This window comes from Corynebacterium renale, from assembly GCF_002563965.1.
GTDB classification, from domain to species: Bacteria; Actinomycetota; Actinomycetes; order Mycobacteriales; family Mycobacteriaceae; genus Corynebacterium; species Corynebacterium renale.
This window is the reverse complement of sequence record NZ_PDJF01000001.1, coordinates 1,892,147-1,913,982: the sequence shown is the minus strand read 5'-3', so window position 1 is coordinate 1,913,982 and position 21,836 is coordinate 1,892,147. Positions and strand designations below refer to the sequence as shown.

The window sequence follows — 21,836 nt, the reverse complement described above, 5'->3', positions numbered from 1 at the left end:
CCGCAATTGATAAACCTCTACTGTACGCAACGTTTAGAACGGTTGCAGAACGCCGGCTGCAAGCAATGCCATGACCAGCAGGCCAGCTGGGATGCGGTATGCCGCGAACCAAGAGAAAGAATTGTTGGAGACGAATCGCAGTAACCAAGCGATGGATATGTACCCCACCACGAAGGCAATACCAGTACCTACGAGTAGCTGGATCCCCGAGGCAGCCTGGCCAGCGTCAGGATTGAAAGCATCAGGAAGTGAGAATAGTCCCGAGGCGAGAACCGCCGGAATGGCCAGAAGAAAACTGAAGCGGGCAGCGACAGCGCGATCGAGCCCCAAGAAGAGACCAGCTGAAATTGTGCCACCAGACCGCGATACACCAGGTATCAGTGCCAGACATTGAGCGAAGCCCATGAGCACTGCGTCCTTCATGGTCAGTTGGTCGAAGCTGCGGGTCTTCGAACCCACTTTTTCCGCCCAAATGAACACGAATGAGAACAAAACGAGAACGGTCGCTGTAATCCAGAGGTTGCGGAGATTGTCGCGGATGAGGTCTTTGCCTAAGAAACCGATGACGCCGACAGGAATCGTGCCAACGATTACCATCCACCCCATTCGGTAGTCGAAGCCCCGTTGGTCTTTATTCATAAGGCCCCGGAACCAACCAGTCAGAATTCTCCAAATATCCTGAGCAAAGTACACCAGGACGGCGGCTTCTGTACCCAACTGCACCACCGCGGTAAAGGAAGCGCCCGCGTCTTCGCCCCAAAACATTTCGGATACGATGCGCAGGTGGCCAGACGAACTAACCGGTAGGAATTCGGTCAAGCCTTGTACTAAGGACAGGACAACGACTTGCGCCCAGCTCATCGCATCAGCGGCTGCGCTGGTTTCCCCGGCCGCGAGAACACTCATTTCATACACTCAAGACACCGTACTACTAGTCTGGGTGAAGTGGAATATCGACGTTTGGGTTCTAGTGGATTGCGGGTTTCCTCCGTAGGTCTAGGTACGGGTAGTTGGGGCGAGGAAGTCTCGGTCGACGTTGCGGCAGCTATGGCTCGTGAATTCTGTTCTGCTGGAGGCACGCTTATCGACGTCTCATCTGCTTATGGAGGCGGCCAATCGGAAATAATGGTTGCGAAAGCTCTCCGTGGAATTCCTCGTTCCGAGCTTGTCTTGTCTTCGGCTGGCGGTATCGACCCTACGAAGCCAGTCGGGCAGCGGGTCGACGCATCACGGCGTCACTTGTTGGCGCAGCTCGATCGGAGCCTGGCATCGTTGCGTACCGATTTTCTTGATTTATGGTCGGTGGCTTATTGGGATCCTGGAGTTCCGGTTGAGGAAGTTGTTGCTGTTTTGGAATACGCAGTCGATAGTGGTCGCGTCCGATATGCCGGTGTGCGGGACTACACAGGCTGGCAGTTGGCGCTTACCGCTTCTGAGGCTGGGCTGCCTATTGTGTCTGTTCAGAATGAGTACTCCCTGGTGGTTCGCGGTATAGAAATGGATGTTGTGCCTGCGGCGGAGTACATGGGTATTGGAATCATCGCTGCTGCTCCCCTCGCACACGGCGCTCTCTATGGGAGCCGCGCTGCAGATGGGCATCCTCCGGCAGCTTTGCAGCCTTATGCAGGTAGAAGAACAGACACCATTTCTGACGCCTTGCGCACGGCCGCAGACGGTTTGGGCGTAAATCCCGCAGCTGTTGCCCAGGCTTGGGTTCGCCAGCGCCCGGCTGTTGCATCAGTGATTGTGGGTGGTCGCGAAGTTGAGCATATTGTTTCGGCGGTTGAGAATGCGAGCTTAGTGCTCCCACGGGCGATTGAGCGTGCGTTGACAGACGTGTCACATTAGTCGGGGCGAAGGGTGTGGAATCGGATACTCTAGGCGTGCGCTGCTAGTGTCTTTGTGTGTGAGTGCTCATTTGATACGTCGCATTGCAGTCATAGGACTTTCATTAGGTGCTGGTTCCGTCTTGGCGGCCTGCAGTTCTATGGGAAATTCGGAACTTGCGGATGTCATGGGTGATGCTACCCCCGTGGAATCGCCCGTTAGTCGTGACGCTGATGGTGAAATCCTCTCTGACGTGTTCGCGGACGGGACCGTCATCGACATTGAGCATATTGGCAATATCCTCGCTGTCCGGGGCGAGGATTCTCTAGCCTTCGGCACCGTTGAGCAGTTTCAGGCCGGGCAATCGCGCGAGGTGGCCGTCGATAAGCAGTGCGGCGAGCTGACCGCAAATTCTGAGACTTTCGTCCTCGCGTGCGGTGAAAAAGTCATCGAATACTCTGGGCCTGAGTTTGAGGCCGTCGAGACTGCTGTAGATCCTGAATATCCGGCCACCTCGGCTGTTCGCTTGACTACCGGAGAATTGCTGACAGCTAATTCTGATAGTGCGCGAGTGGTGCTGTACAAAGGTGAAGAAAAACCCCACATCATTGAGGTGGAGAAATACACCACCCAACTATTGTCCTCTCCCGTGGACGACGGACCTGACGCAGTAATTCGCACGCTGTCCGAGGACACCACCATTCAAGACATTGACTGGTCGAATGGGAAGCAAGGTGCTCGACTTCGTGTCGGCCTCGGCATTGGACGGGTTGCCCCAGGACCTGATGGTTTGTTCCTCGCATCGGACACTACGGGCGGACAGCTGATGGTGTACACCGCTGATGACGTCATTCGCTTGCACCAGGCCGGACCTGTCGATGAATCGCCGTGGGCGGTCGCGTGGGACCCGCACCGCAACGTGGCATGGGTTGCCTCCACCGCCAACAATCTTGCAACCGCCTACGACATCTCTACCGGAGTCCAGCAGCCCGAATTCGAGATCCGAACAGTCGCCGACGCACGCTCAATGGTGGTGCTTGCCGATGGCACGATCGTCACAGGATCCGCTACTGGGGATGGACTCCAAATAATTTCCGAACCCCGCTCATCCACAAAGGAAAAGATCGATGAATGATATTTGGGTACGAGCCCGTCAAGCCGCATATGCCTTAGCGCTTAAAGGCATGTTTACCATTGATCCGGAAAAAATCCATGACATCATCATGGCCGCAGTGAAACTCACGCAAAAAGTCACGCCACTGCGTAAGACGCTTGGGGCAATACTGCCGGTCAACGACCCGATCTTGGTTCAAGATGTCTTCGGTATACGTTTTAATCAACCTTTAGGCCTCGCCGCTGGTTTTGACAAGAATGCTGAAGCGCCTGACGTATGGGCTGCTGTGGGATTCGGGTACGCCGAGCTCGGGACCGTCACCGCAAAGGCACAACCGGGCAACGACTCCCCTCGCCTGTTCCGTCTTCCCGCCGATAAAGCGATTTTGAATCGGATGGGCTTTAACAATGAGGGGGCAGAGACTGCAGCATGCAATCTCCGGGCGCGTCACGACGAAGGCGTGATCGCCATAAACATCGGCAAAACCAAAGTTGTCGCGCCTGAGGATGCTGTCGCAGATTATCGTGCGTCAGCCCGTGCAGTGAACGGAACCGCAGATTTCGTCGTGGTGAACGTCTCCTCCCCTAACACTCCTGGACTCCGAGACCTTCAAGCAGTGGAATCACTACGCCCAATTCTCGAAGCTGTGATGGAAGAAACTTCTTCCGCGAAAATGCCTGTGCTGGTGAAAATTGCTCCCGACCTCAACAACGACGACGTCGATGCAGTAGCAGATCTGGCAGTTGAACTTGGGCTCGCAGGCATTGTCGCAACCAACACCACCATTTCCCGTGAAGGTTTAAGCACGGATGCGGACAAAGTTGCTTCCATGGGGGCCGGCGGTATCTCTGGTGCGCCGTTGAATGATCGCGCGCTCGAGGTACTCCAACGCCTATACGCACGTGTCGGAGGAAAGCTTGCTCTTGTCTCCAGCGGGGGAATCTCTACCCCACAGCAAGCGTGGGAACGCATCACCAGTGGGGCAAACCTGCTGCAAGGGTATACCGGAATGATTTACTACGGACCTGACTGGATCCGGCTTATCCACAAGGGGCTCGCTACACAGTGCCGGCGTCATGGTTTGCAATCGCTTCAGGCTGCTGTCGGTAGCGGTCTGCCGTGGAAGGAATAAGCTAAAGCTCATCAAACGCCTAGGTTCGAGTCAGATTTTAGACTCATACCTAGGCGTTTTTAGTGCTGCCGGTACGGCCAATTCTTGGACTATTTGTTCTCAGCCCAGCCCCATGTGATGGTTCGGGCCAAAGAATGGAAGTAGAGGTTGAAGCCCAGAACTGTTGGTGTCGCATTCTCTGGGATATCTAATTCTTCCGTGTCCACAGCGTGAACGGCGAACAGGTAACGATGAAAACCGTGGCCAACTGGCGGCTGCGGACCGTAGTAGGCACGCTGGCCGGAATCGTTACACAACGCCCTGGCTTCCGGCACGCCGTCTAACCCGTCTTCAGTGGCTGCTCCTTCGGCGATCTCCGTGACATTGACGGGGATGTTGAAAACAGCCCAGTGCCAGTAGCCAGAGCCTGTGGGGGCATCTGGATCCAAGCACGTGATAGCTATGGAACGGGTACCTTCAGGAAGATCAGCTGCGTCCCAGGCCAGGTGTGGTGACACATTCTTTGGCGCTTGGAGGCGTGCGGCAAGTTCTTCGCCTTCGACAAAGCTGGAACTACGTACAGGAAAAGCAGGAAGATCGCCGAGTGGTGCATAGGGGTCGGGACCGGGGAATCGAGTGGTATCTACGTAAGAAGTCATACCTCTTGTCTACAGAATTGCGGGTCACATTTCTACATGCTCGCCTCATATTCTTGAGGCGCCTGGATTTTCGGCACGCAATTAGCAAACTGGACTCAAGCGTTGCGGAGATTACGGCACTGTAATTACGGTGAGTGCAAAATCTCCGAAAATACGGTTTACCCAGCGGATTTGCCCTTAGTGTAGCCTTGTGGTTAATATATCACGTGTTCGACGCCGTAAGGCGGTACACCACCTTGCCCGGGTGGCGGAATGGCAGACGCGCTAGCTTGAGGTGCTAGTGTCCTATTAACGGACGTGGGGGTTCAAGTCCCCCTCCGGGCACAGATATATCGGCATCCGCTTAACGCGGATGCCGATTTTTTATTGCAGAAAGGTCGCCTATGAGCAAAACACTGTCTTTGACGAGTTTCGAAAAGGCCTACGTTGACCAGGCCACCGAGCTGCTGACTCGCTCGTTTGCGTACGATCCCTCCTTCGCTGAAATTGCGCAGTTGCATACCGAACAAGGTGATTTCGGTGTATTGCGTGAATTGTTTCGCGCCCAGCTCACATCGTGGGGCGACCAAGCGCATGTCGACTTAGCTTTTCTCGATGACGATTTGGTGGGAATAGCCACCTGGTCCGAACCTGACGCATTGCCAGCTATGGAAGACATCGCCGATCACATGGTTCCAATTGTCGGGCAGGATGTCTGGGATCGTATGCTCAGCGGGCATAAAGAGGAACTGGCATACCACCCTAAGTTCCCACATTGGTATCTCTATGTCATTGCTGTAGCCCCTAGTGCGCAGGGACATGGGGTTGGCAGTGCCCTCATCAACAAGGGGCTCGATCGCGTGGGCCGCGACGCGGCGTACCTCGAAGCATCGACCCACCGTGCAGCGCGTCTTTATAAGCGGTTTGATTTCGCACTGTTGGGCGAGATCCCCACATCGGACGGATCCCCTGGCGAGTTAGCTATGTGGCGTTCTCCTGCTGTTCCCGACGAAGGCCCAGCGTTAGTTCGACCACGGACGAGCAGTTGGTAGGCAAAATACGCGAATTTATGGCATCGCTTGTACGTGACGCCGTAGATTCGATGCGCGCATGGTCGTGGATGAAGCGTTGCATAATCAGCGCAGGACTTATCCTTTTCCTGGCCTGCACGATTTTTTTAGAGGTCCCGCCTCTCAGCGTGTTGCGGGGTTGGGCGGACAGTCTCGGCTCAAGTTTTATCATCGTTTTTTGGCTGCTGTACGTCGCCATCACGCAATTCCCTATTCCGCGAACATTGTTGACCTTGGCAAGCGGAGTTCTTTTCGGTCCGGCGCTAGGGACACTGGTAGCGCTCACAGCCACAACTGCTTCCGCTATGCTCTCGTTGGTTGTAGTCAGACGTCTCCTTGGAGAGTGGATGGCGCCGAGGCTGAAGCATCCTGCCGTCGCAAGCATTAACACACGATTGCGGCAGCGCGGGTGGCTTGCTGTTGGCTCACTGCGTCTCATTGCGGGGGTCCCGTTTTCTGTTCTGAACTATGTCGCGGCGCTAACGTCCGTGCGAGTTATCCCCTTTGGGGCGGCAACACTCATTGGTTCAGCGCCGGGGACGTGCGCAACCGTGTTCATTGGAGATACTCTCACAACAGGTTTTAACCCGGTTCTCGCCGTTGTCACTGTGGGGCTTGCATGTCTCGGGTTCGTCGGATTGCTTATCGACGCTAAAGCCCCCGTCCGCAACCAACCAAACGATGCATAAAGTCCAGTTTCCACCCTTGGTCAAGCCTATTGGGTAGACTACAAGTATGTTTGCGATTTTTGCACGTTATCGCGGAAGATCGACGAACCGTGCTGAACTGGTACGTAATTCCGCGGAAGCGCTGTCCACATTGCCGGGCGTGGCGCCTTTTGAAGTACTCGGGATTGAGGATATCCGTACTACCGCAGCGGATCCTGGCACTGTATGTGATGTCGTGATGGCGTTGCTTTCCGACGGCCAATGGGCTGTGGGCATCGGTGTTGCACCAACCCTAAACACAGATTCGGAAGTGTCCCTGAAAGGCCAATCTGTGGACAATCGAAACCGAGCAATCCGGGCAGCCGAGCACGCGCTCCCGGCTCGTTCCCGAGCCGGGACCGTGTCCGCTCTTGTCGACCCCGATCCCGATGCAACCGCCGGCGCAAACATAGCTGCAGCGTTCCAACTGATGGGGCATGTCTTGTCCAAGCGCACGATAGAGGGGCGCGAGGCAACGTCGTTAGTCCGCTCGGGGCTCAACCAGAATGAGGCTGCTGCCGAACTTGGTATCTCCAAGCAAGCATTGTCGCAGCGACTCTACGCAGCTGGATGGCATGTGGAGAATGCCGGCTGGAAGCTCACATTGAACTTACTCAAGTCTGCTCACGAAAAGGCTATTTAAGGTAGCAGATCTTCTTTGCTCAGCTCGGGCGTGGTAACGAAGTCCACAAGTCGCTCCACCGCTCCAATAAGGCTGGAATCAATGTCCCGGAAAGAGTTGACGGCATTGTAAACGCGCGACCACCCTTCTTTAGGATCCGACCAGCCTAGCCGATTGCAGACGCCAGTTTTCCAGTCTTCGCCGTATGGGACTTCAGGCCACGCGCGAATTCCAAGCCGTTCTGGTTTTACCGCCGCCCAGATATCGATGTACGGGTGACCTGTAACCAAAACATGTGGTCCGACCGTTTCAGTGAGTCGCGTCTCTTTTGAGCCTTCAACCAGATGGTCGGCTAGAACTCCGACCCGCCGTTGCGCGGTTGGTTGGAATTCTGCAAGACGTTCAGGCAGATTATCCAGCCCCTCGAGATACTCAACAACTACCCCTTCGACCCGCAGATCGTGGCCCCAAACTTTCTCCACAATTGCTGCGTCGTGGATACCTTCTACCCAGATGCGCGACGGTGCCGCAACTTTTGCTTCCAGATTGTGCACACGCCGGGATCCCGAATTCGAATGTTGCGGTTGTTTTTGTGTTGATTCTACGTAGCGCGTCAGCGTGACCGGCCGACCTTCGAAGAGGAAAGCGCCCTCACGCATGTGAAAGAGGTGTTGTTCTCCACGACGGTTTTCAAGACGAATGAAATCACCGTCATAGGTGCGCTCAAAATTGATAATTTCACCGACGTAGCCCGTGGCCCGGACTTCGACGACGAGACCCGGTTGCGCCGGCAGCTTCGGGTACGTTGGCTTGGCGTTTCGTGCATGGCCGCTGAAGATATCGCCCGCATATGGGTCACGGTAAGTCATGTCTGCCTACCTTAGTAAGTGGCTAGGCCCTAAGGCTAAGGTGGTATCCCTATGGACATCCGTCGTTACATGTACTCCCCGGTGCAAAATTTAGCTGTGTGGGTGGCAGCCTGGTTGGCCGAAGTCGAACCAACGGATTCTCTTCTAGGCGCTTTCCGCGATATCGGCGGCAGCCACGAAGTTGTTGGTGGCGGCGAGCTTACAGACCTACTCAGGATGATGCGAGCGTATGGCGTCTCCCATCGGAGAAGGTCTTTAGCCGCCACGGGTGAAACACCGTCAACATGGTTCGAACTACCACTAGTGAGTTTACTCATGGCGGGACCAGGCCAAGCTCCTGTCACTCCAGCGAGCGCTGAGGGGGCGGTGATTGCTCGCGCATTGGTACAGGGCGATTTAGGTGGCCTAGCAGTGCACGGAATCGGTCAATCGCTGTACTTGGTACCGGAGGAGAAAGACGGCGCTATGGTGTGGTCCGTCTTCGAAACTAAAGACGCGCCACGCGGTGTTGCGCCGCTGCTTCCTGGCGATGCGGACCATGCTTTAGCTGAATCGACTCGAAACGCCGCCCTACAGATTGATGCTGCGGGCTACCGTTTCCCCGACAGCACACGAATAGATCCACTACTGACTGTAGGGACGCTGACTGATTACTACGATCTGCCTGGAGTCCCTGAAACGACACCGGTCCGCGCCACGCAACTGTTTGCGCGAGCGGACCGAGTGTCGGCGATTATAGAAACGCTTTTAGACAGAGTTGGCGACCACAGCTTAGATCCCTACCTACTCCCCTTGTGGGCGCATATTCGCAACGCGCGAATTGCTGGCGTCGATTATGCGGCCCGTGAATGGTTTAAGCGTGCGGGTAGGAATCAATAGGAAGGCCGTTGTATGTAGCTCCCCATGAGTCCATGTCGCCGAGACGTTCAATCTCTTTGTCGCCGTTGGCTTCAGCGATGAGATCTGCGAGCATTCCAGCGAAGTGAGCGGTCAGGCCTGCAGTCCTTGAACGCACCATGTGAATGTCGCGTTCCAAGCAGGCGTCGCGAAGTTCAGTGTCAAGATCCCACATGACCTCCATGTGGTCGGTGAGGAAACCGATTGGGGTAACGACGCACGCACGTAGGCCGTCTTCCTCGTGGACCGCTTCGACGTGGTCTACAACGTCTGGCTCCAGCCACGGGATATGTGGCGCGCCCGAGCGAGACTGCCATACGACGTCATAATCCGTGACACCTGCGACGTCAGCGACAAGCTTTGCCGCCTCATACACCTGAGCTTCGTAGTGTTCGGACTCCGTTGCGCCCGTGCCATCGTTATGGCCTTTGGAAAGCGGGACTGAGTGAGCGGTGAAAATCATGCGGACGTGAGGGAGTTCTTCAGGAGAAAATTCGTTGTACGCCTCACGAATTCCATCAGCCATTTCCTGAACGAAGGCTGGATGGTTGAAGAATTGACGGAGCTTGGTGAAGTTAATTTCCGGCAGGCCTTCTTTGGCCAGGTGTTCGCGAGCGCGTACGATGTCTTCATCATATTGGCGCGATGCGGAGTAACCACCCCAGGCCGAAGTCGCGAAGACAAGTGCGTTTTTAACCCCGTCTCGAGACATTTGCGCTGCGACATCTTCAACATACGGATGCCAGTTTCGAGTCCCGTAGTAGATAGGGAGCTGAATTCCGCGGCGCTCCAGTTCTGCCTCAAGGTTGGAGATCATAGCCTTGCATTGATCGTTAATTGGGGACTTACCGCCGTTGGCGTAGTAGTGCTCGCCCACCTCGCGCAAGCGTTCTTCCGGGATATTGCGTCCTCCTGTTGCATTACGGAGAAACGGAATGACGTCGTCCTCCCCTTCGGGACCACCGTAGGAGAGGACGAGGAGTGCATCGTAGTGAAGGTTTGAGTGAGTCATTCCTCCAAAGGTAATGCGAAAGTTGGATTAGTGCCAACAGGACGTGTTTTGTGCAGGTCCTAGATGAGACGAACTGCGTACTCGGTCATGCCGGAGTAACGGACTGGTGAGATCTTCACGGTGGAACCGGACTGTGGTGCTTCGATCATCATGCCGTCACCGAGATAGATTGCTACGTGCTGGCTTGCACCAGGGCCCCAGAAAAGAAGGTCGCCACGCTGGATGTTGGAGATATTGACTTTCTTACCGTGCTGATACTGGTAGCCAGTGTAGTGTGGCAGGGAAATTCCGACGCCCGCAAAAGCGTAGAGCACGAGGCCGGAACAGTCGAAGCCAACCTTGTTGTAATCGCCGTAAGAATCAGCGACTCCGCCGTCACGGATGCCCTTAGTCGGGCCGTTGGCATTGCCACCACCCCACGCGTATGGAGTGCCGATCTGAGCCTTCGCACGTGAGATGACGAGCTCGATTTTCTCTTCGCGGGATCCGGACACACTCTCCGTCACCTTTTCGGTGACTGACTGATTTGTCGGAACCTCTGGCAAGGAGACGTAGTAGTCATCAGCCTGCTCGGTAGAATCGCCAGTCGTATCCGTTGCCGTTTCGGTTGCAGAATCAGAAACAGCTGCGATATCAGTTGCACCCGCGTTTTCATCCGTGGGGTATGGGGATTCTACGCTCTGGTGGTCAGGCTGAGAGGCAGCAACCAACGCGGCAGTCGCAGCAGCTGCAGCAGCGGCCGCGGCTTCTGCATCAGCTTTACGACGAGCCTCTTGTTCCTTTGCCTCGCGTTCAGCCGCTGCCGCGGCCTCGGCCTGACGTTGAGCTTCCGCGCGTGCGGCTTCTTCAGCAGCGGCCTGGGCTGCTGCAGCCTCTTCTGCCTTACGCTTGGCTTCTTCAGCTTTACGAGCTTCCTCGGCCGCAATGCGTGCTTCTTCTTCAGCTTGCTTACGAGCAGCTTCCGCGGCCTGGTATTCCTCGTATTCCTTACGCTGATCGCGCAGTCCTTGCGCCGTTCCGCGAGCTTCATCAAGGCGGACCTGTGCAGCAGCCTGTTCTGCCAGCAGACGGTTGCGTTCTGCCCCGGCAGCCTCGAGTTCCGCCGCGTTTGCATCGATGGCCGCACGCGCAGTTCGTTCAGCGTCAGCAGCTTCGGCTTCACGTCGTTCAGCGAGGTTTCGTGCTGCGCGTAGCTCAGATTCTTTATTTGCTTGAAGGGTCCGGGCATGATCCAGCTCATCAAGCGCTGCACGCTGTTTTTCGGCCTGCGTGCGCAAGTAAGTCTGTCGAGTAAGAGCGTCCTCGGTTGCAGAATTGCCAGAAACATCAGCAAGAGGTTGAGAGCCACCGCGCCGGTAATGAGCGCGCGAGATCTCGTCGAGATTCTCTTGGGCTGAGTCAATTTCCTTCTGTATCTCGGACAGCTCGGACTTAGCCTGTGACACAGCTTGACGGGCCTGCTCTGCTGAGGCTTGCGCATCGTGAAGGTCGACGAGTGCCTTGTTGACCGCCTCCGCGAGACCACCCATCTTCAGCTCGAGGGCAGAAACCCTCTCCTGCTGTTTACTGATGTATCCGGCAAGCGTGGCAACGTCGGCCGTGTTGAGATCCACAGAGCGGTCCGCATCCGCGATAGCAGAGTCATCCGGGTTGGTGGGCACTGCAACGGCTGGGGTAACAGTACCGGTTAGAGCTGCGCACGCAACGGTGGCGATAAGGCTCCGGAACGCTAGGCGCGCGGACGACGGGCGATTAGGCCGAGTGTGAGTAGTAAAAGGCACAGAACACTCCTGTTTTTCGCAGCACAGGCTCATGGGAGCTCAGTGCAGCATCGATTCAACACTTGGGGGACTCGCTTGCCGGTTACCCCTTCCTCCGCAGAGAATCGTGCGCCCCAGGATGATTCAACAGGCTTCCCCACGTGCTGAATCTAGAAGCGTTACTCGTGTAGGTGAACCTGCACGAGTCAAGCTTCCATCCGGAACACTTGTGACTCTTTGGAGTATTGAGTTGCTAGTCGACACGCGAGTCGACGTGTCCACCATAAGCCACTATCGGCGTCAACACATCATTTGTTTCACTTTTGTAACAGGTTTATCATTACTTAAGTCAAGCCCATGGCCGGAACTATGGCGTTTATGCTGCACTAATTCAATGAAAAAGGCCGGATAGTGATATCTGTCACTATCCGGCCTTGACTGCGTGTTGTTTTTTAAAAGTAGGCGACGTCTGAGGTAGTTACTGTCGCAATGTTCGGGTCAAGGTTGCGCCCAGGACGGCAAGTACTGCGGCAGTGGCAACTGCAACCAATAGTCCCCAAGGAATGATTGATTCCGCGGATTGGGCGGCTTCAATAAAGGAGGCGGGACCCCTTTCGGGAACCGATGAAATCAGTGCGTGTTCCCCGATTTCAATCTGCGCTCTCGTGAGGGTGTCACTGGCAGCGCCTACCCCGCCCGGCGCTTGGATGATGACCGTGTCGTGGGTAGTAGAAAGTTGGAGGTCTTGGGCGATGTCGCGAAGGTCGGCGAGCTGGGTGGGGGTGCTATCGAGGAATGCGACTGCCACTGTGCCACCGTCCTCGGCGGCCAGCGAGTTGGCGTGAAGGAGTGCGTCCTCCAGTGTCGCATGGTCCAAAACTGTGCTGGTAGCCGGTTCAAACGCCGCGTTGCCGGCAGAGAGCTGCGCTTTGAGGCTCTCGATATCCACGTTAGCGGGAATTCCCATCACGCTTTCACTCTTCCTTATACTTTCGGACTCATTTTTGGTTCGGCTACCCCTACAGTCAAATCCCAAAGGGGGTAATTCTGCAATAGGACGTTTGTACTGTTAAGGTTGTCTGTATTCACGGGTTATTTTCGGCCCACTAGCTAGAATAGTGGTACGAGTCCGTGGTTGGTGTCAGGGCACGAATTTTACCGTGGACCTCGGCGCCGCTATCTCGTTAACGCACCCTTGACCTGTTGAGAATGGAGCTCCACATGGCTGAAAGCAAGAACTCCTTTGACGCACAGCGCTCACTAAAAGTCGGAGATAAGGAATACACTTACTTCGCACTTGACGCCGTCGAAGGCATGGAAAAGTTACCGTATTCGCTCAAGGTTCTTGGTGAGAACCTTCTCCGCACCGAAGACGGCAAGAATGTTACGACCGAACACATCGAAGCTTTGACGAACTGGGACCCGAAGGCTGAGCCTTCAACGGAGATTCAGTTCACCCCGGCACGCGTGCTCATGCAGGACTTTACCGGTGTTCCGTGTGTGGTCGACCTTGCAACTATGCGCGAGGCCATTTCCAAACTCGGCGGAGATCCCGACCAGGTCAACCCACTTAACCCTGCAGAAATGGTTATTGACCACTCCGTGATCGTTGAGGCTTTCGGCGGCCCAGAAGCTTTGGAGCGCAATGTTGCCATTGAATACGAGCGCAACGAAGAGCGTTACCAGTTCCTGCGCTGGGGCGCGGAGAACTTCTCCAACTTCCGCGTAGTACCTCCGGGCACCGGTATCGTTCACCAGGTCAACATCGAGTACCTGTCTCGCGTCGTTTTTGACAATGATGGCGTGGCCTACCCAGATACTTGTATTGGTACTGACTCCCACACGACCATGGAAAACGGTCTTGGCATTCTTGGCTGGGGTGTTGGCGGTATTGAGGCAGAGGCAGCGATGCTTGGCCAACCTGTCTCCATGCTGATTCCAAAGGTGGTTGGCTTCAAGCTCACCGGCGAAATCCCCGTAGGCGTGACCGCTACCGACGTTGTCTTGACGATCACCGAAATGCTCCGTGAACATGGTGTCGTTCAGAAGTTCGTCGAATTCTACGGTAACGGTGTGAAGTCGGTGCCACTGGCAAACCGTGCAACTATCGGCAACATGTCCCCCGAGTTCGGTTCTACCTGTGCGATCTTCCCGATCGACGAGGAGACCATCAAGTACCTCGAGCTGACTGGTCGATCCGAAGAGCACATTGCCCGCGTCGAAGCGTATGCCAAGGCACAGGGAATGTGGCTCGAGCAGGATGCTCCGGAAGCTGAGTATTCCGAATATCTTGAGCTGGATCTTTCTACTGTCGTGCCTTCCATTGCGGGCCCTAAGCGTCCGCAGGACCGTATCCTGCTGAGCGAGGCAAAGGAGACCTTCCGCGAGCAGCTTAAGGACTTCACCAACGACGAGGTTTGCCAGGACGACTCCGCTGCTGGTACCCGCATGGGTGCCGAGGGCAAGATTGTAGAACCGCCGGCACGCGAGGCCGCAAACTACAACGCCTCCGGACCTGGTAACGGAGAGTCCGCCGCGGCCGGTGCTAAGGGACGTCCGTCCAAGCCGGTCACCGTGCAAGCTGGTCTCGGTGGCGAATATGAGCTGGACCACGGCATGGTTGCAATCGCATCCATTACTTCTTGCACCAACACCTCTAACCCATCGGTTATGGTCGGTGCTGGTCTGATTGCCCGTAAGGCTGCCGAAAAGGGCCTGCGTTCAAAGCCATGGGTTAAGACCATTTGTGCCCCTGGCTCACAGGTTGTGGACGGCTACTACACCCGCGCCGACCTGTGGAAGGACCTGGAAGCTCTAGGCTTCTACCTCTCCGGCTTTGGTTGCACCTCGTGCATTGGCAACTCGGGCCCGTTGCCTGATGAAGTGTCTGAGGCCATCAACGACAATGATTTGACTGCCACTGCAGTTCTGTCTGGTAACCGTAACTTCGAGGGACGTATCTCCCCTGACGTCAAGATGAACTACCTGGCGTCCCCAATCCTGGTCATTGCATACGCAATTGCTGGGACGATGGACTTCGATTTCGAAACGCAGCCACTTGGACAGGACCAAGAAGGCAACGATGTATTCCTGCGTGACATCTGGCCGTCCACCGAGGAAATCGAAGACACGATCAACTCCACGATTTCCCGTGAAATGTACGTTGACGACTACGCTGACGTCTTCAAGGGTGACGAGCAGTGGCAGAAGCTGGATGTCCCCGAGGGCAAGACCTTCGAATGGGATGAGGATTCTACCTACATTCGTAAGGCGCCTTACTTCGACGGCATGCCAGTTGAGCCGGATCCAGTTGAAGATATCAAGGGTGCACGCGTGCTCGCGAAGCTGGGCGACTCAGTCACGACCGACCACATCTCCCCTGCTTCCGCAATTAAACCCGGCACGCCTGCCGCGCAGTACCTGGATTCCCACGGCGTTGAGCGCAAGGATTACAACTCCCTGGGCTCCCGTCGCGGTAACCACGAGGTAATGGTTCGCGGAACGTTCGCGAATATCCGTCTGCGCAACGAACTAGTAGATGAGCAAGGCGGCTACACCCGCGACTTCACCCAGGAAGGCGCGCCGCAGGCGTATATTTACGACGCCGCGATGAACTACCGCGAAAAGGGCATCCCGCTGGTTGTCCTCGGTGGTAAGGAATACGGTTCTGGCTCCTCCCGTGACTGGGCAGCGAAGGGCACCAACCTTCTGGGTGTTCGAGCTGTTATCGTGGAATCGTTCGAGCGTATTCACCGTTCTAACCTGATCGGTATGGGCGTTATGCCGCTGCAATTCCCTGCTGGTGAGACCCGTGATTCGCTAGGTTTGGACGGCACCGAGACCTTCACTATTGAAGGAATCACCGAGCTGAACGAGGACAAGATTCCAAGTACCGTTCATGTCACCGCGGAAAAAGAAGATGGCTCCAAGGTTGAATTTGACGCCGTCGTCCGTATTGACACACCGGGCGAGGCCGAATACTACCGCCATGGTGGTATTCTGCAGTACGTCCTCCGCCAGATGGCAAAGACTGAAAAGTAGTGCCTGCTAGGATGCCATTCGTGGCTTCCTAAAAGTTTGGGCCTTATGATGAGGTGCCACACCGAGTGCCGGGGTGGTACCTCATCGGCGTATATTTCCCAAATACGCCCCTCTGTTAAACTATGTTCGTTTTGTTTGTAGTGACGTAGGCTTCATTGTCTGTGTAAGAAAGGTGTGTAACTAGATGCCAGTAGTGAGTGAAGAAGAGCTATCGCGCCGTAGGCACGATATCCTCGAGGGCGCACGTAAGTGCTTTGCTGAACACGGGTATGAAGGCGCCACGGTGCGGCGTTTAGAGCAAGCCACCGGCAAGTCTCGCGGTGCTATTTTCCACCACTATGGCGATAAACAGACACTCTTCCTCGCAATTGCTCGGGAGGATGCCGAAAATGAAGCTGACGTAGTCTCTGAAAACGGTCTCGTCCAGGTTATGCGTGACATTTTGCGTAATCCCGAGCGTCATGAGTGGCTAGCTACACGCTTGGAGATTACGCGAATGCTGCGCACCGATCCTGCGTTCCGCAATAAGTGGCTGGAACATCAGCAGGTTTTGGACGACGCATTGCGTAAGCGCCTGCAATCTAACGCGGACGCACAACGTATGCGCGATGACGTCCCCCTGGACGTTCTGCTCACCTACCTGGAGACAATCATGGACGGATTGATCAGCCGAGTTGCGGCCGGCTTATCAACCGACAACTTTGAAGAAATGCTGGACATGGTTGAGGCTTCCGTCCGCGGACACTAGCCCCACTGCAGATCCGCACTTTAAGGACGCGTCGCTGGCGTTGTACAATGACCAGTCATGCGTCCTTTCCTTTTAGTGTCACCGCGTCAACGTAGTCCCCTGGCTGAGGTGGAGCTCCATGATTTCCTCCGTGCCACTGGATTATCGCTTTCCGACGTCCAGATGATGCTAATCGAATCGCCTGAAGACTATCTTCCGGATCTGAGTGACTACGCAGGAGTTTTTGTGGGCGGTTCGCCCCTCAACACTACGGACGCTGAGCATTCAGAGTGGCATAAACACGTTGATCAGCAGTTGGGGTCGCTGATTGATTCACCTGTACCCGTCCTAATGTTGTGTTACGGAATGTCAAGCCTTGCTATGTCACAGGGTGGCGCGACCGGGCATTCGCACCCTGAGGACTCCGGGCCAACCGAAGTACGTCTGACACGAGAAGGCCTCGAAGACCGAATATTTCGAGGTGTGAAACCAACCTTTACCGCGTTAACTGGCCATACCGAAAATGTGACCGAGCTTCCTGATAGTGCAGTTCTGTTAGCAACGGGACCAACGTGCCCTATCCAGACGGTCCGTTATGGCGACCATGTTTGGGCATGCCAATTCCACGCGGAAATGGACGCCCAAGCGATGGAGAAGCGAATGAGCTTCTTCCGTGGATATGGTTATTTCGATGATTCCGAATTCGAAGCAATTGTGGCCGCCCTACCGAGCTATGACACCTCTGGGCCACGGCAGCTTATGCGGAATTTTGTCGCGCTAAGTCGCGAAAAAGAGGCTAATTAAAAGCTGATTTCGGAAGCCGGAGCGTCGCCTCCGGCAATCGCAACCCGTGCCCCATGCTCGGGAATATCGGCGCGTCCTACTAATTCAGCTAATACCGCGGCTACCGCTTGGCGTGGGGTTGGTTCGGCTGCGGAGGCGATATCGTCGACGCGCTTGATGCCCGAGTTATCCTCATCGGTGAGTTCACCCGGTGCTACTACCACGAACGGGAATTTCACGCCTGCGTTCAGACGGCGATCGACTTCCTGCTTCGCCAAGCCGTAGGCGTACATGGGGTCATTTTTATCCCACGGATTGTTCAGTGAACCGGTAAAGGAAACGAGCAGCAAGGTCGGTGCTTTCTCTGGACGGTCGTCAAGCCTATTGAGCGAATCGATCATCGACCACGCGGCATCGCGATCGACCGCGCGTGTTGTCGTAGCATCGCCACGTCCGCCGGCGCCAGCAGACCACACAATTACGTCGTATGCTGCCAGAAGTGCATTCCATTTCACAGCGTTGAGCGCCGTAATATCTTGAACGAGCGGTTGCGCACCGAGCTCCTGAATGTGGTCTACCTGGTCTTCTTGCCTAATCACGCTGGTTACGTTGTGGCCAGCGTCGATAAGTAAAGGAGTAAGTAGGCGCGCGACCTTGCCGTGGCCGCCGATGATGAGAACTTTCTTAGCCGTAGTCATAGTCAACCACCTTACTCAATTCCCGCAGTGGTGGACCGGTAGGATGCTGTGGCATGTATGCAATCATGACGGTCACAGGTAAAGACCACACGGGGATCATCGCAGCTGTAACAACGGCTCTGGCAAAGTTGGACGTCAATATCTTAGACGTGTCGCAAACCCTCATGGACGAGTGGTTCACCATGATCCTCCGCGTTGAACTCCCCGAAGAAAGCACCATCACCGGTGTGCACCAGGCAATGGAAAAAGTAGAAGAAGACCAGTCCTTGACTATTCGTCTACAATCTGAAGAACTCTTCAGCGCGGTCAACGAGATTTAGGGATAGCAATGAGCCTACGTTTTAATCCTGGATCCGTTCTCGACACAATCGAGATGATTGAAAAGTATCGCCTCGATATTCGCACGGTCACCATGGGCATTTCTCTGCTCCAGTGCACTCGCTCCACTATGGAGGAGACGTGTGCCGCGGTATACGACCGCGTGACCACCCAAGCAGCACGGTTAGTGGAGACGTGCGAAGGTATCGAAGCCGAGCTTGGAATCCCCATCGTAAACAAACGTATTGCGGTGACCCCCATCGCTCTTGTCGCTAGTGGTGTACCCGGCAACCCTGCAGATATCGCGCGAGCCCTGGATAAAGCGGCGCGGGAGCTAGGCGTTAACTTTATCGGCGGATACTCTGCCCTTGTAGCTAAAGGTGCAACAGACGCTGATGAAGCGTTGATCGCTTCTCTCCCAGAGGCGCTTTCCGAAACATCCCTCGTGTGTGGTTCGGTCAACGTCGGTTCTTCACGCGCGGGTATCAACATGAACGCTGTGCGTACCTTGGGACATGTCATCAAGGATGCCGCTGAGCGCACAAAAGATGCCTCTGCAATCGCGTGCGCGAAGCTCGTCGTTTTCTGCAATTCTGTCGGCGATAATCCATTTATGGCTGGCGCATACCATGGTGTGGAAGAACCCGACTGTGTCGTATCAGTCGGGGTCTCTGGCCCCGGGGTTGTCGACCGAGCCCTTGGGTCCCTAGAAGGCGCCACGCTGGACCAGGTCGCCGAAGAAATCAAAAAGGCAGCATTCAAAATCACGCGTACCGGCCAACTGGTCGGATCAATGGCCGCGGAACGCTTGGGCGTTCCTTTTGGCATCGTTGATCTCTCCTTGGCGCCGACTGCGGAGCTCGGCGATTCAGTGGCCCACATCCTAGAGCACATGGGCTTGGATCAGGTGGGCACGCACGGAACAACCGCTGCGCTGGCGCTGCTCAACGATGCAGTGAAAAAGGGCGGAATGATGGCATGTTCGCGCGTGGGTGGTCTGTCGGGTTCCTTCATCCCAGTCTCAGAGGACAAGGGCATGATTGATGCCGTGCGTACCGGCGCGATATCTATCGACAAGCTTGAGGCCATGACGTCTATTTGCTCGGTAGGCCTGGATATGATTGCAATCCCCGGTGACACTAGCGCTGAGACTATTGCTGGCATGATTGCTGACGAATCCGCGATCGGCATGATGAATCATAAGACCACTGCAGTGCGCGTTATCCCAGTACCGGGTACGAAACCTGGTGACGAGGTGAACTTCGGCGGGCTCCTCGGCTACGCTCCTGTCATTCCCGTGAACACTGTGGCATCGAGCGAATTCATTAACCGAGGTGGCTTTATTCCTGCCCCCGTTCATGGCTTCCGTAATTAGGCCGGGGATGTAATGGCGTGCGACACGTGTCGTGGGTATCGCTTCACGACGACTACCCCACGATGCGTGTCCGCGTACATGAACCAGGGCAGCGCAAATGCCGCGGGGCCGTCGGGTTTGCTATGCCAGCTCTACAATTTCCATGTAGTCATCGCTCCAAAGGTCCTCTACCCCATCAGGCAGGACAATGACGCGCTCAGGCTCCAAAGCTCGCACAGCTCCAGGGTCGTGGGTGACCAATACTACCGCGCCAGTGTAGGTACGCAACGCATCAAGCACCTGCTCACGTGATTGTGGGTCGAGGTTGTTTGTCGGCTCATCGAGCAGAAGCACGTTGGCCCGCGAAGACACTAACGTGGCCAATGACAAGCGCGTCTTTTCACCACCGGACAAAGTCCCGGCAGGCTGCTCTAATTTGTCACCGGAGAACATAAAGGCGCCAAGAAGGCCACGTAAATCTTGCTCGTCAGCGTCGGGGCACGCAGCAATCGTATTTTCCCACACAGTTGCTTGCGGATCGATTGTGTCGTGCTCCTGGGCAAAGTAGCCAATTCTCAGTCCGTGGCCAGTGACAATACCGCCCTCCCCGTCCGTGCGCTCGACCCCGGCAAGGAGTTTAAGCAAGGTTGTTTTACCAGCGCCGTTGAAACCTAAAATGACCACACGAGAGCCTTTATCGATAGCTAAATCCACGCCGGCAAAAACTTCCAATGACCCGTACATCTTGGTTAAACCTTTGGCAAACAAAGGCGTCTTTCCGCATGGCGCCGGTTCCGGGAAGCTGATGTGCGCTACTTTGTCGGCCACGCGGACGTCGTCGAGTTCTCCGAGCATGCGTTCCGCACGCGCAGCCATTTGCTTCGCGGCTCGCGCCTTCGTAGCTTTGGCACCAAATTTTTCAGCCTTCTCCTGAAGCGCCGAAGCTTTCTTCTCTGCGTTTGCGCGTTCACGACGGCGACGTTGTTCATCCTGCGCACGGGCCGTTTTATATTTTGCGAAGCCCATGTTGTAAATATCGGCCTCAGCACGGACGGCATCAAGGAACCACACTTTATTGCACACGGCGTCTAGCAAATCGACGTCGTGAGAAATCATGATGAGGCCACCCTCGTGTTTGGCTAAGAAGCCGCGCAGCCACGTAATAGAGTCGGCGTCTAAGTGGTTTGTCGGTTCGTCGAGAAGCAGAGTGGTATTCGACTTACCCGACCCCGCGGTTGCGGCAAAGAGGATCTGGGCCAGCTCGACGCGCCGGCGCTGACCACCACTGAGTGTCTTCAACGGTTGATCCAGAATTCGCTGTGGTAGACCAAGATTGTCGCAAATCTGGGCGCACTCCGCGTCTGCTTCGTAACCACCGAGTGAATGATAGCGTTCTTCCAGCTTGGAGTATTGCTGGATTGCTTTATCGCGCTTGGTCTCATCGAGACTGTTCTCAATGACCTCACGCTGTTTTTCCATCTTGATGCGAATCTTGTCCAGGCCTCGGGCCGACAACACACGATCCCGGGCCGTCTGCTCGATATTGCCCTCCCGGGAATCCTGGGGCAGGTAACCGATTTCTCCAGAACGTACGACAGCCCCTTGGTATGGCTCGGTCTCCCCTGCCAGGATCCGCATAGTGGTGGTTTTGCCAGCACCATTGCGGCCGACGAGTCCAATACGGTCGCCAGGTTGGACGCGCAATTGCTCCCCAGGAGCGGTGAGCAGAGTTCGAGCGCCAACGCGGACTTCCATATCTTTAGTAACAATCACGTTTTTGTATCCTAGCGGTTGGGAATTCCTTGTGCTGTGGAGGGTGAAACAAGAAAGACTGGCAGGAGCAAGTCCTGCCAGTCCGTCCTTTTCATTGACCGGGTGAGGTTTTAGACCGCAAAGCCCAGGGCGCGCAACTGTTCGCGGCCTTCCTCGGTGATCATATGAGGGCCCCATGGTGGCATCCAGACCCAATTGACGACCACTTCATCAGCAACCCCATTGTTGACAATCGCAACCTGGGTTTGTTCTTCGAGGACGTCTGTCAGCGGGCACGCTGGCGTCGTCAGAGTCATGTTGATTACAACGCGTTTAATGCCATCGATGTGTTCGATCCAAACATCATAGACAAGCCCGAGATCAACAACATTGATGCCCAGTTCAGGATCGATGACGTCATGCATGTACTCGAGCGCATCGGAGGCATCTTTTTCGTCCTGCTCGGACTGCGGTGGGCGTGCCTCTGGATCGTACTTCTCAAAAGAACTCGACGAATCAGTAGGGTTTGTCATGGT

Annotated in this window: 21 protein-coding genes and 1 tRNA gene; 13 read left to right on the top strand and 9 right to left on the bottom strand. The window is 55.5% G+C overall.

Going from position 1 to position 21,836, the window contains the following annotated elements; genetic code table 11:
- Window positions 1-33 precede the first annotated feature (33 nt).
- Window positions 34-906, bottom strand: a complete 873-nt coding sequence (locus ATK06_RS08950) for an undecaprenyl-diphosphate phosphatase (protein WP_098389213.1) — start codon at window positions 904-906, stop codon at window positions 34-36.
- Window positions 907-945: 39 nt separating this feature from the next.
- On the opposite strand from ATK06_RS08950, the gene ATK06_RS08945 reads away from it, so the two are divergent.
- The 3 genes from ATK06_RS08945 (at window position 946) to ATK06_RS08935 (ending at window position 4,073) form a co-directional block, all read left to right on the top strand.
- The gene (locus ATK06_RS08945) at window positions 946-1,848 is read left to right on the top strand and encodes an aldo/keto reductase (RefSeq protein WP_098389212.1); all 903 of its coding nucleotides are present in this window, start codon (window positions 946-948) and stop codon (window positions 1,846-1,848) included.
- Between the two features lie 139 nt (window positions 1,849-1,987).
- Window positions 1,988-2,962: a WD40 repeat domain-containing protein gene (locus ATK06_RS08940; protein ID WP_231913506.1), complete on the top strand. Its 975-nt coding sequence runs from the start codon at window positions 1,988-1,990 to the stop codon at window positions 2,960-2,962.
- Window positions 2,955-4,073, top strand: coding sequence for a quinone-dependent dihydroorotate dehydrogenase (locus ATK06_RS08935; protein WP_098389211.1), 1,119 nt, complete (start codon window positions 2,955-2,957; stop codon window positions 4,071-4,073). Before ATK06_RS08940 ends, ATK06_RS08935 begins: the two co-directional genes overlap by 8 nt.
- An 89-nt stretch (window positions 4,074-4,162) precedes the next feature.
- On the opposite strand, the gene ATK06_RS08930 is transcribed toward ATK06_RS08935, so the two are convergent.
- Entirely contained in the window at window positions 4,163-4,711 is a 549-nt protein-coding gene (locus ATK06_RS08930) for a YbhB/YbcL family Raf kinase inhibitor-like protein (protein WP_048381692.1), read from the bottom strand.
- 238 nt (window positions 4,712-4,949) lie between these two features.
- Between ATK06_RS08930 and ATK06_RS08925 the strand changes: the two genes are divergently transcribed.
- The 4 genes from ATK06_RS08925 to ATK06_RS08910 all read left to right on the top strand — a co-directional run bounded on the left by ATK06_RS08925 (window position 4,950) and on the right by ATK06_RS08910 (window position 7,110).
- Window positions 4,950-5,035 (top strand) — tRNA-Leu (locus tag ATK06_RS08925).
- Between the two features lie 59 nt (window positions 5,036-5,094).
- Window positions 5,095-5,742, top strand: a complete 648-nt coding sequence (locus tag ATK06_RS08920) for a GNAT family N-acetyltransferase (RefSeq protein WP_098389210.1) — start codon at window positions 5,095-5,097, stop codon at window positions 5,740-5,742.
- Window positions 5,743-5,759: 17 nt separating this feature from the next.
- Window positions 5,760-6,449, top strand: coding sequence for a VTT domain-containing protein (locus tag ATK06_RS08915; RefSeq protein ID WP_048381689.1), 690 nt, complete (start codon window positions 5,760-5,762; stop codon window positions 6,447-6,449).
- Between the two features lie 46 nt (window positions 6,450-6,495).
- Window positions 6,496-7,110: a DNA-binding protein gene (locus tag ATK06_RS08910; protein ID WP_048381686.1), complete on the top strand. Its 615-nt coding sequence runs from the start codon at window positions 6,496-6,498 to the stop codon at window positions 7,108-7,110.
- Here the strand turns inward: ATK06_RS08910 and ATK06_RS08905 are convergent.
- Complete coding sequence (locus ATK06_RS08905; RefSeq protein WP_048381683.1) at window positions 7,107-7,958, bottom strand: DUF3097 domain-containing protein; 852 nt, start codon at window positions 7,956-7,958, stop codon at window positions 7,107-7,109. The two genes, ATK06_RS08910 and ATK06_RS08905, sit on opposite strands and share 4 nt — an antisense overlap.
- A gap of 51 nt (window positions 7,959-8,009) precedes the next feature.
- Here ATK06_RS08905 and ATK06_RS08900 point away from each other — a divergent pair, with 51 nt between their 5' ends.
- The gene (locus ATK06_RS08900; RefSeq protein WP_048381681.1) at window positions 8,010-8,837 is read left to right on the top strand and encodes a hypothetical protein; all 828 of its coding nucleotides are present in this window, start codon (window positions 8,010-8,012) and stop codon (window positions 8,835-8,837) included.
- Here ATK06_RS08900 and ATK06_RS08895 read toward each other — a convergent pair.
- From ATK06_RS08895 to ATK06_RS08885, 3 genes are all read right to left on the bottom strand, one after another.
- A complete protein-coding gene (locus tag ATK06_RS08895) occupies window positions 8,812-9,867 on the bottom strand; it encodes a ferrochelatase (RefSeq protein WP_048381679.1) in 1,056 nt (351 codons plus the stop codon). The genes ATK06_RS08900 and ATK06_RS08895 overlap by 26 nt on opposite strands.
- A gap of 59 nt (window positions 9,868-9,926) precedes the next feature.
- Entirely contained in the window at window positions 9,927-11,648 is a 1,722-nt protein-coding gene (locus ATK06_RS08890) for a DIP1281 family NlpC/P60 protein (RefSeq protein WP_048381677.1), read from the bottom strand.
- A 457-nt stretch (window positions 11,649-12,105) separates the two neighbouring features.
- Entirely contained in the window at window positions 12,106-12,594 is a 489-nt protein-coding gene (locus ATK06_RS08885) for an Rv1476 family membrane protein (protein WP_098389209.1), read from the bottom strand.
- A 254-nt stretch (window positions 12,595-12,848) separates the two neighbouring features.
- Between ATK06_RS08885 and can the strand changes: the two genes are divergently transcribed.
- The 3 genes from can to ATK06_RS08870 all read left to right on the top strand — a co-directional run bounded on the left by can (window position 12,849) and on the right by ATK06_RS08870 (window position 17,199).
- Window positions 12,849-15,668, top strand: a complete 2,820-nt coding sequence (gene can, locus ATK06_RS08880; protein ID WP_211282019.1) for an aconitate hydratase — start codon at window positions 12,849-12,851, stop codon at window positions 15,666-15,668.
- Between the two features lie 184 nt (window positions 15,669-15,852).
- On the top strand, window positions 15,853-16,416 hold the full coding sequence (locus tag ATK06_RS08875; protein WP_048381673.1) for a TetR/AcrR family transcriptional regulator: 564 nt from the start codon (window positions 15,853-15,855) through the stop codon (window positions 16,414-16,416).
- Between the two features lie 57 nt (window positions 16,417-16,473).
- Entirely contained in the window at window positions 16,474-17,199 is a 726-nt protein-coding gene (locus ATK06_RS08870; protein ID WP_048381671.1) for a glutamine amidotransferase, read from the top strand.
- Here ATK06_RS08870 and ATK06_RS08865 read toward each other — a convergent pair.
- Window positions 17,196-17,876 carry an NAD(P)H-binding protein gene (locus ATK06_RS08865; RefSeq protein WP_048381668.1) on the bottom strand — a complete coding sequence of 227 codons (681 nt, stop codon included), beginning with the start codon at window positions 17,874-17,876 and terminating at the stop codon, window positions 17,196-17,198. The genes ATK06_RS08870 and ATK06_RS08865 overlap by 4 nt on opposite strands.
- A gap of 53 nt (window positions 17,877-17,929) precedes the next feature.
- On the opposite strand from ATK06_RS08865, the gene ATK06_RS08860 reads away from it, so the two are divergent.
- The gene (locus ATK06_RS08860; RefSeq protein WP_048381666.1) at window positions 17,930-18,196 is read left to right on the top strand and encodes an ACT domain-containing protein; all 267 of its coding nucleotides are present in this window, start codon (window positions 17,930-17,932) and stop codon (window positions 18,194-18,196) included.
- An 8-nt stretch (window positions 18,197-18,204) separates the two neighbouring features.
- Window positions 18,205-19,569 (top strand): PFL family protein, encoded by a 1,365-nt coding sequence (locus tag ATK06_RS08855; RefSeq protein WP_048381664.1) that lies wholly within the window; start codon window positions 18,205-18,207, stop codon window positions 19,567-19,569.
- Window positions 19,570-19,689: 120 nt separating this feature from the next.
- On the opposite strand, the gene ATK06_RS08850 is transcribed toward ATK06_RS08855, so the two are convergent.
- Both ATK06_RS08850 and ATK06_RS08845 read right to left on the bottom strand, forming a co-directional pair.
- Entirely contained in the window at window positions 19,690-21,321 is a 1,632-nt protein-coding gene (locus ATK06_RS08850) for an ABC-F family ATP-binding cassette domain-containing protein (RefSeq protein WP_098389208.1), read from the bottom strand.
- 110 nt (window positions 21,322-21,431) lie between these two features.
- Window positions 21,432-21,833 carry a metal-sulfur cluster assembly factor gene (locus ATK06_RS08845; protein ID WP_048381659.1) on the bottom strand — a complete coding sequence of 134 codons (402 nt, stop codon included), beginning with the start codon at window positions 21,831-21,833 and terminating at the stop codon, window positions 21,432-21,434.
- Window positions 21,834-21,836 lie beyond the last annotated feature (3 nt).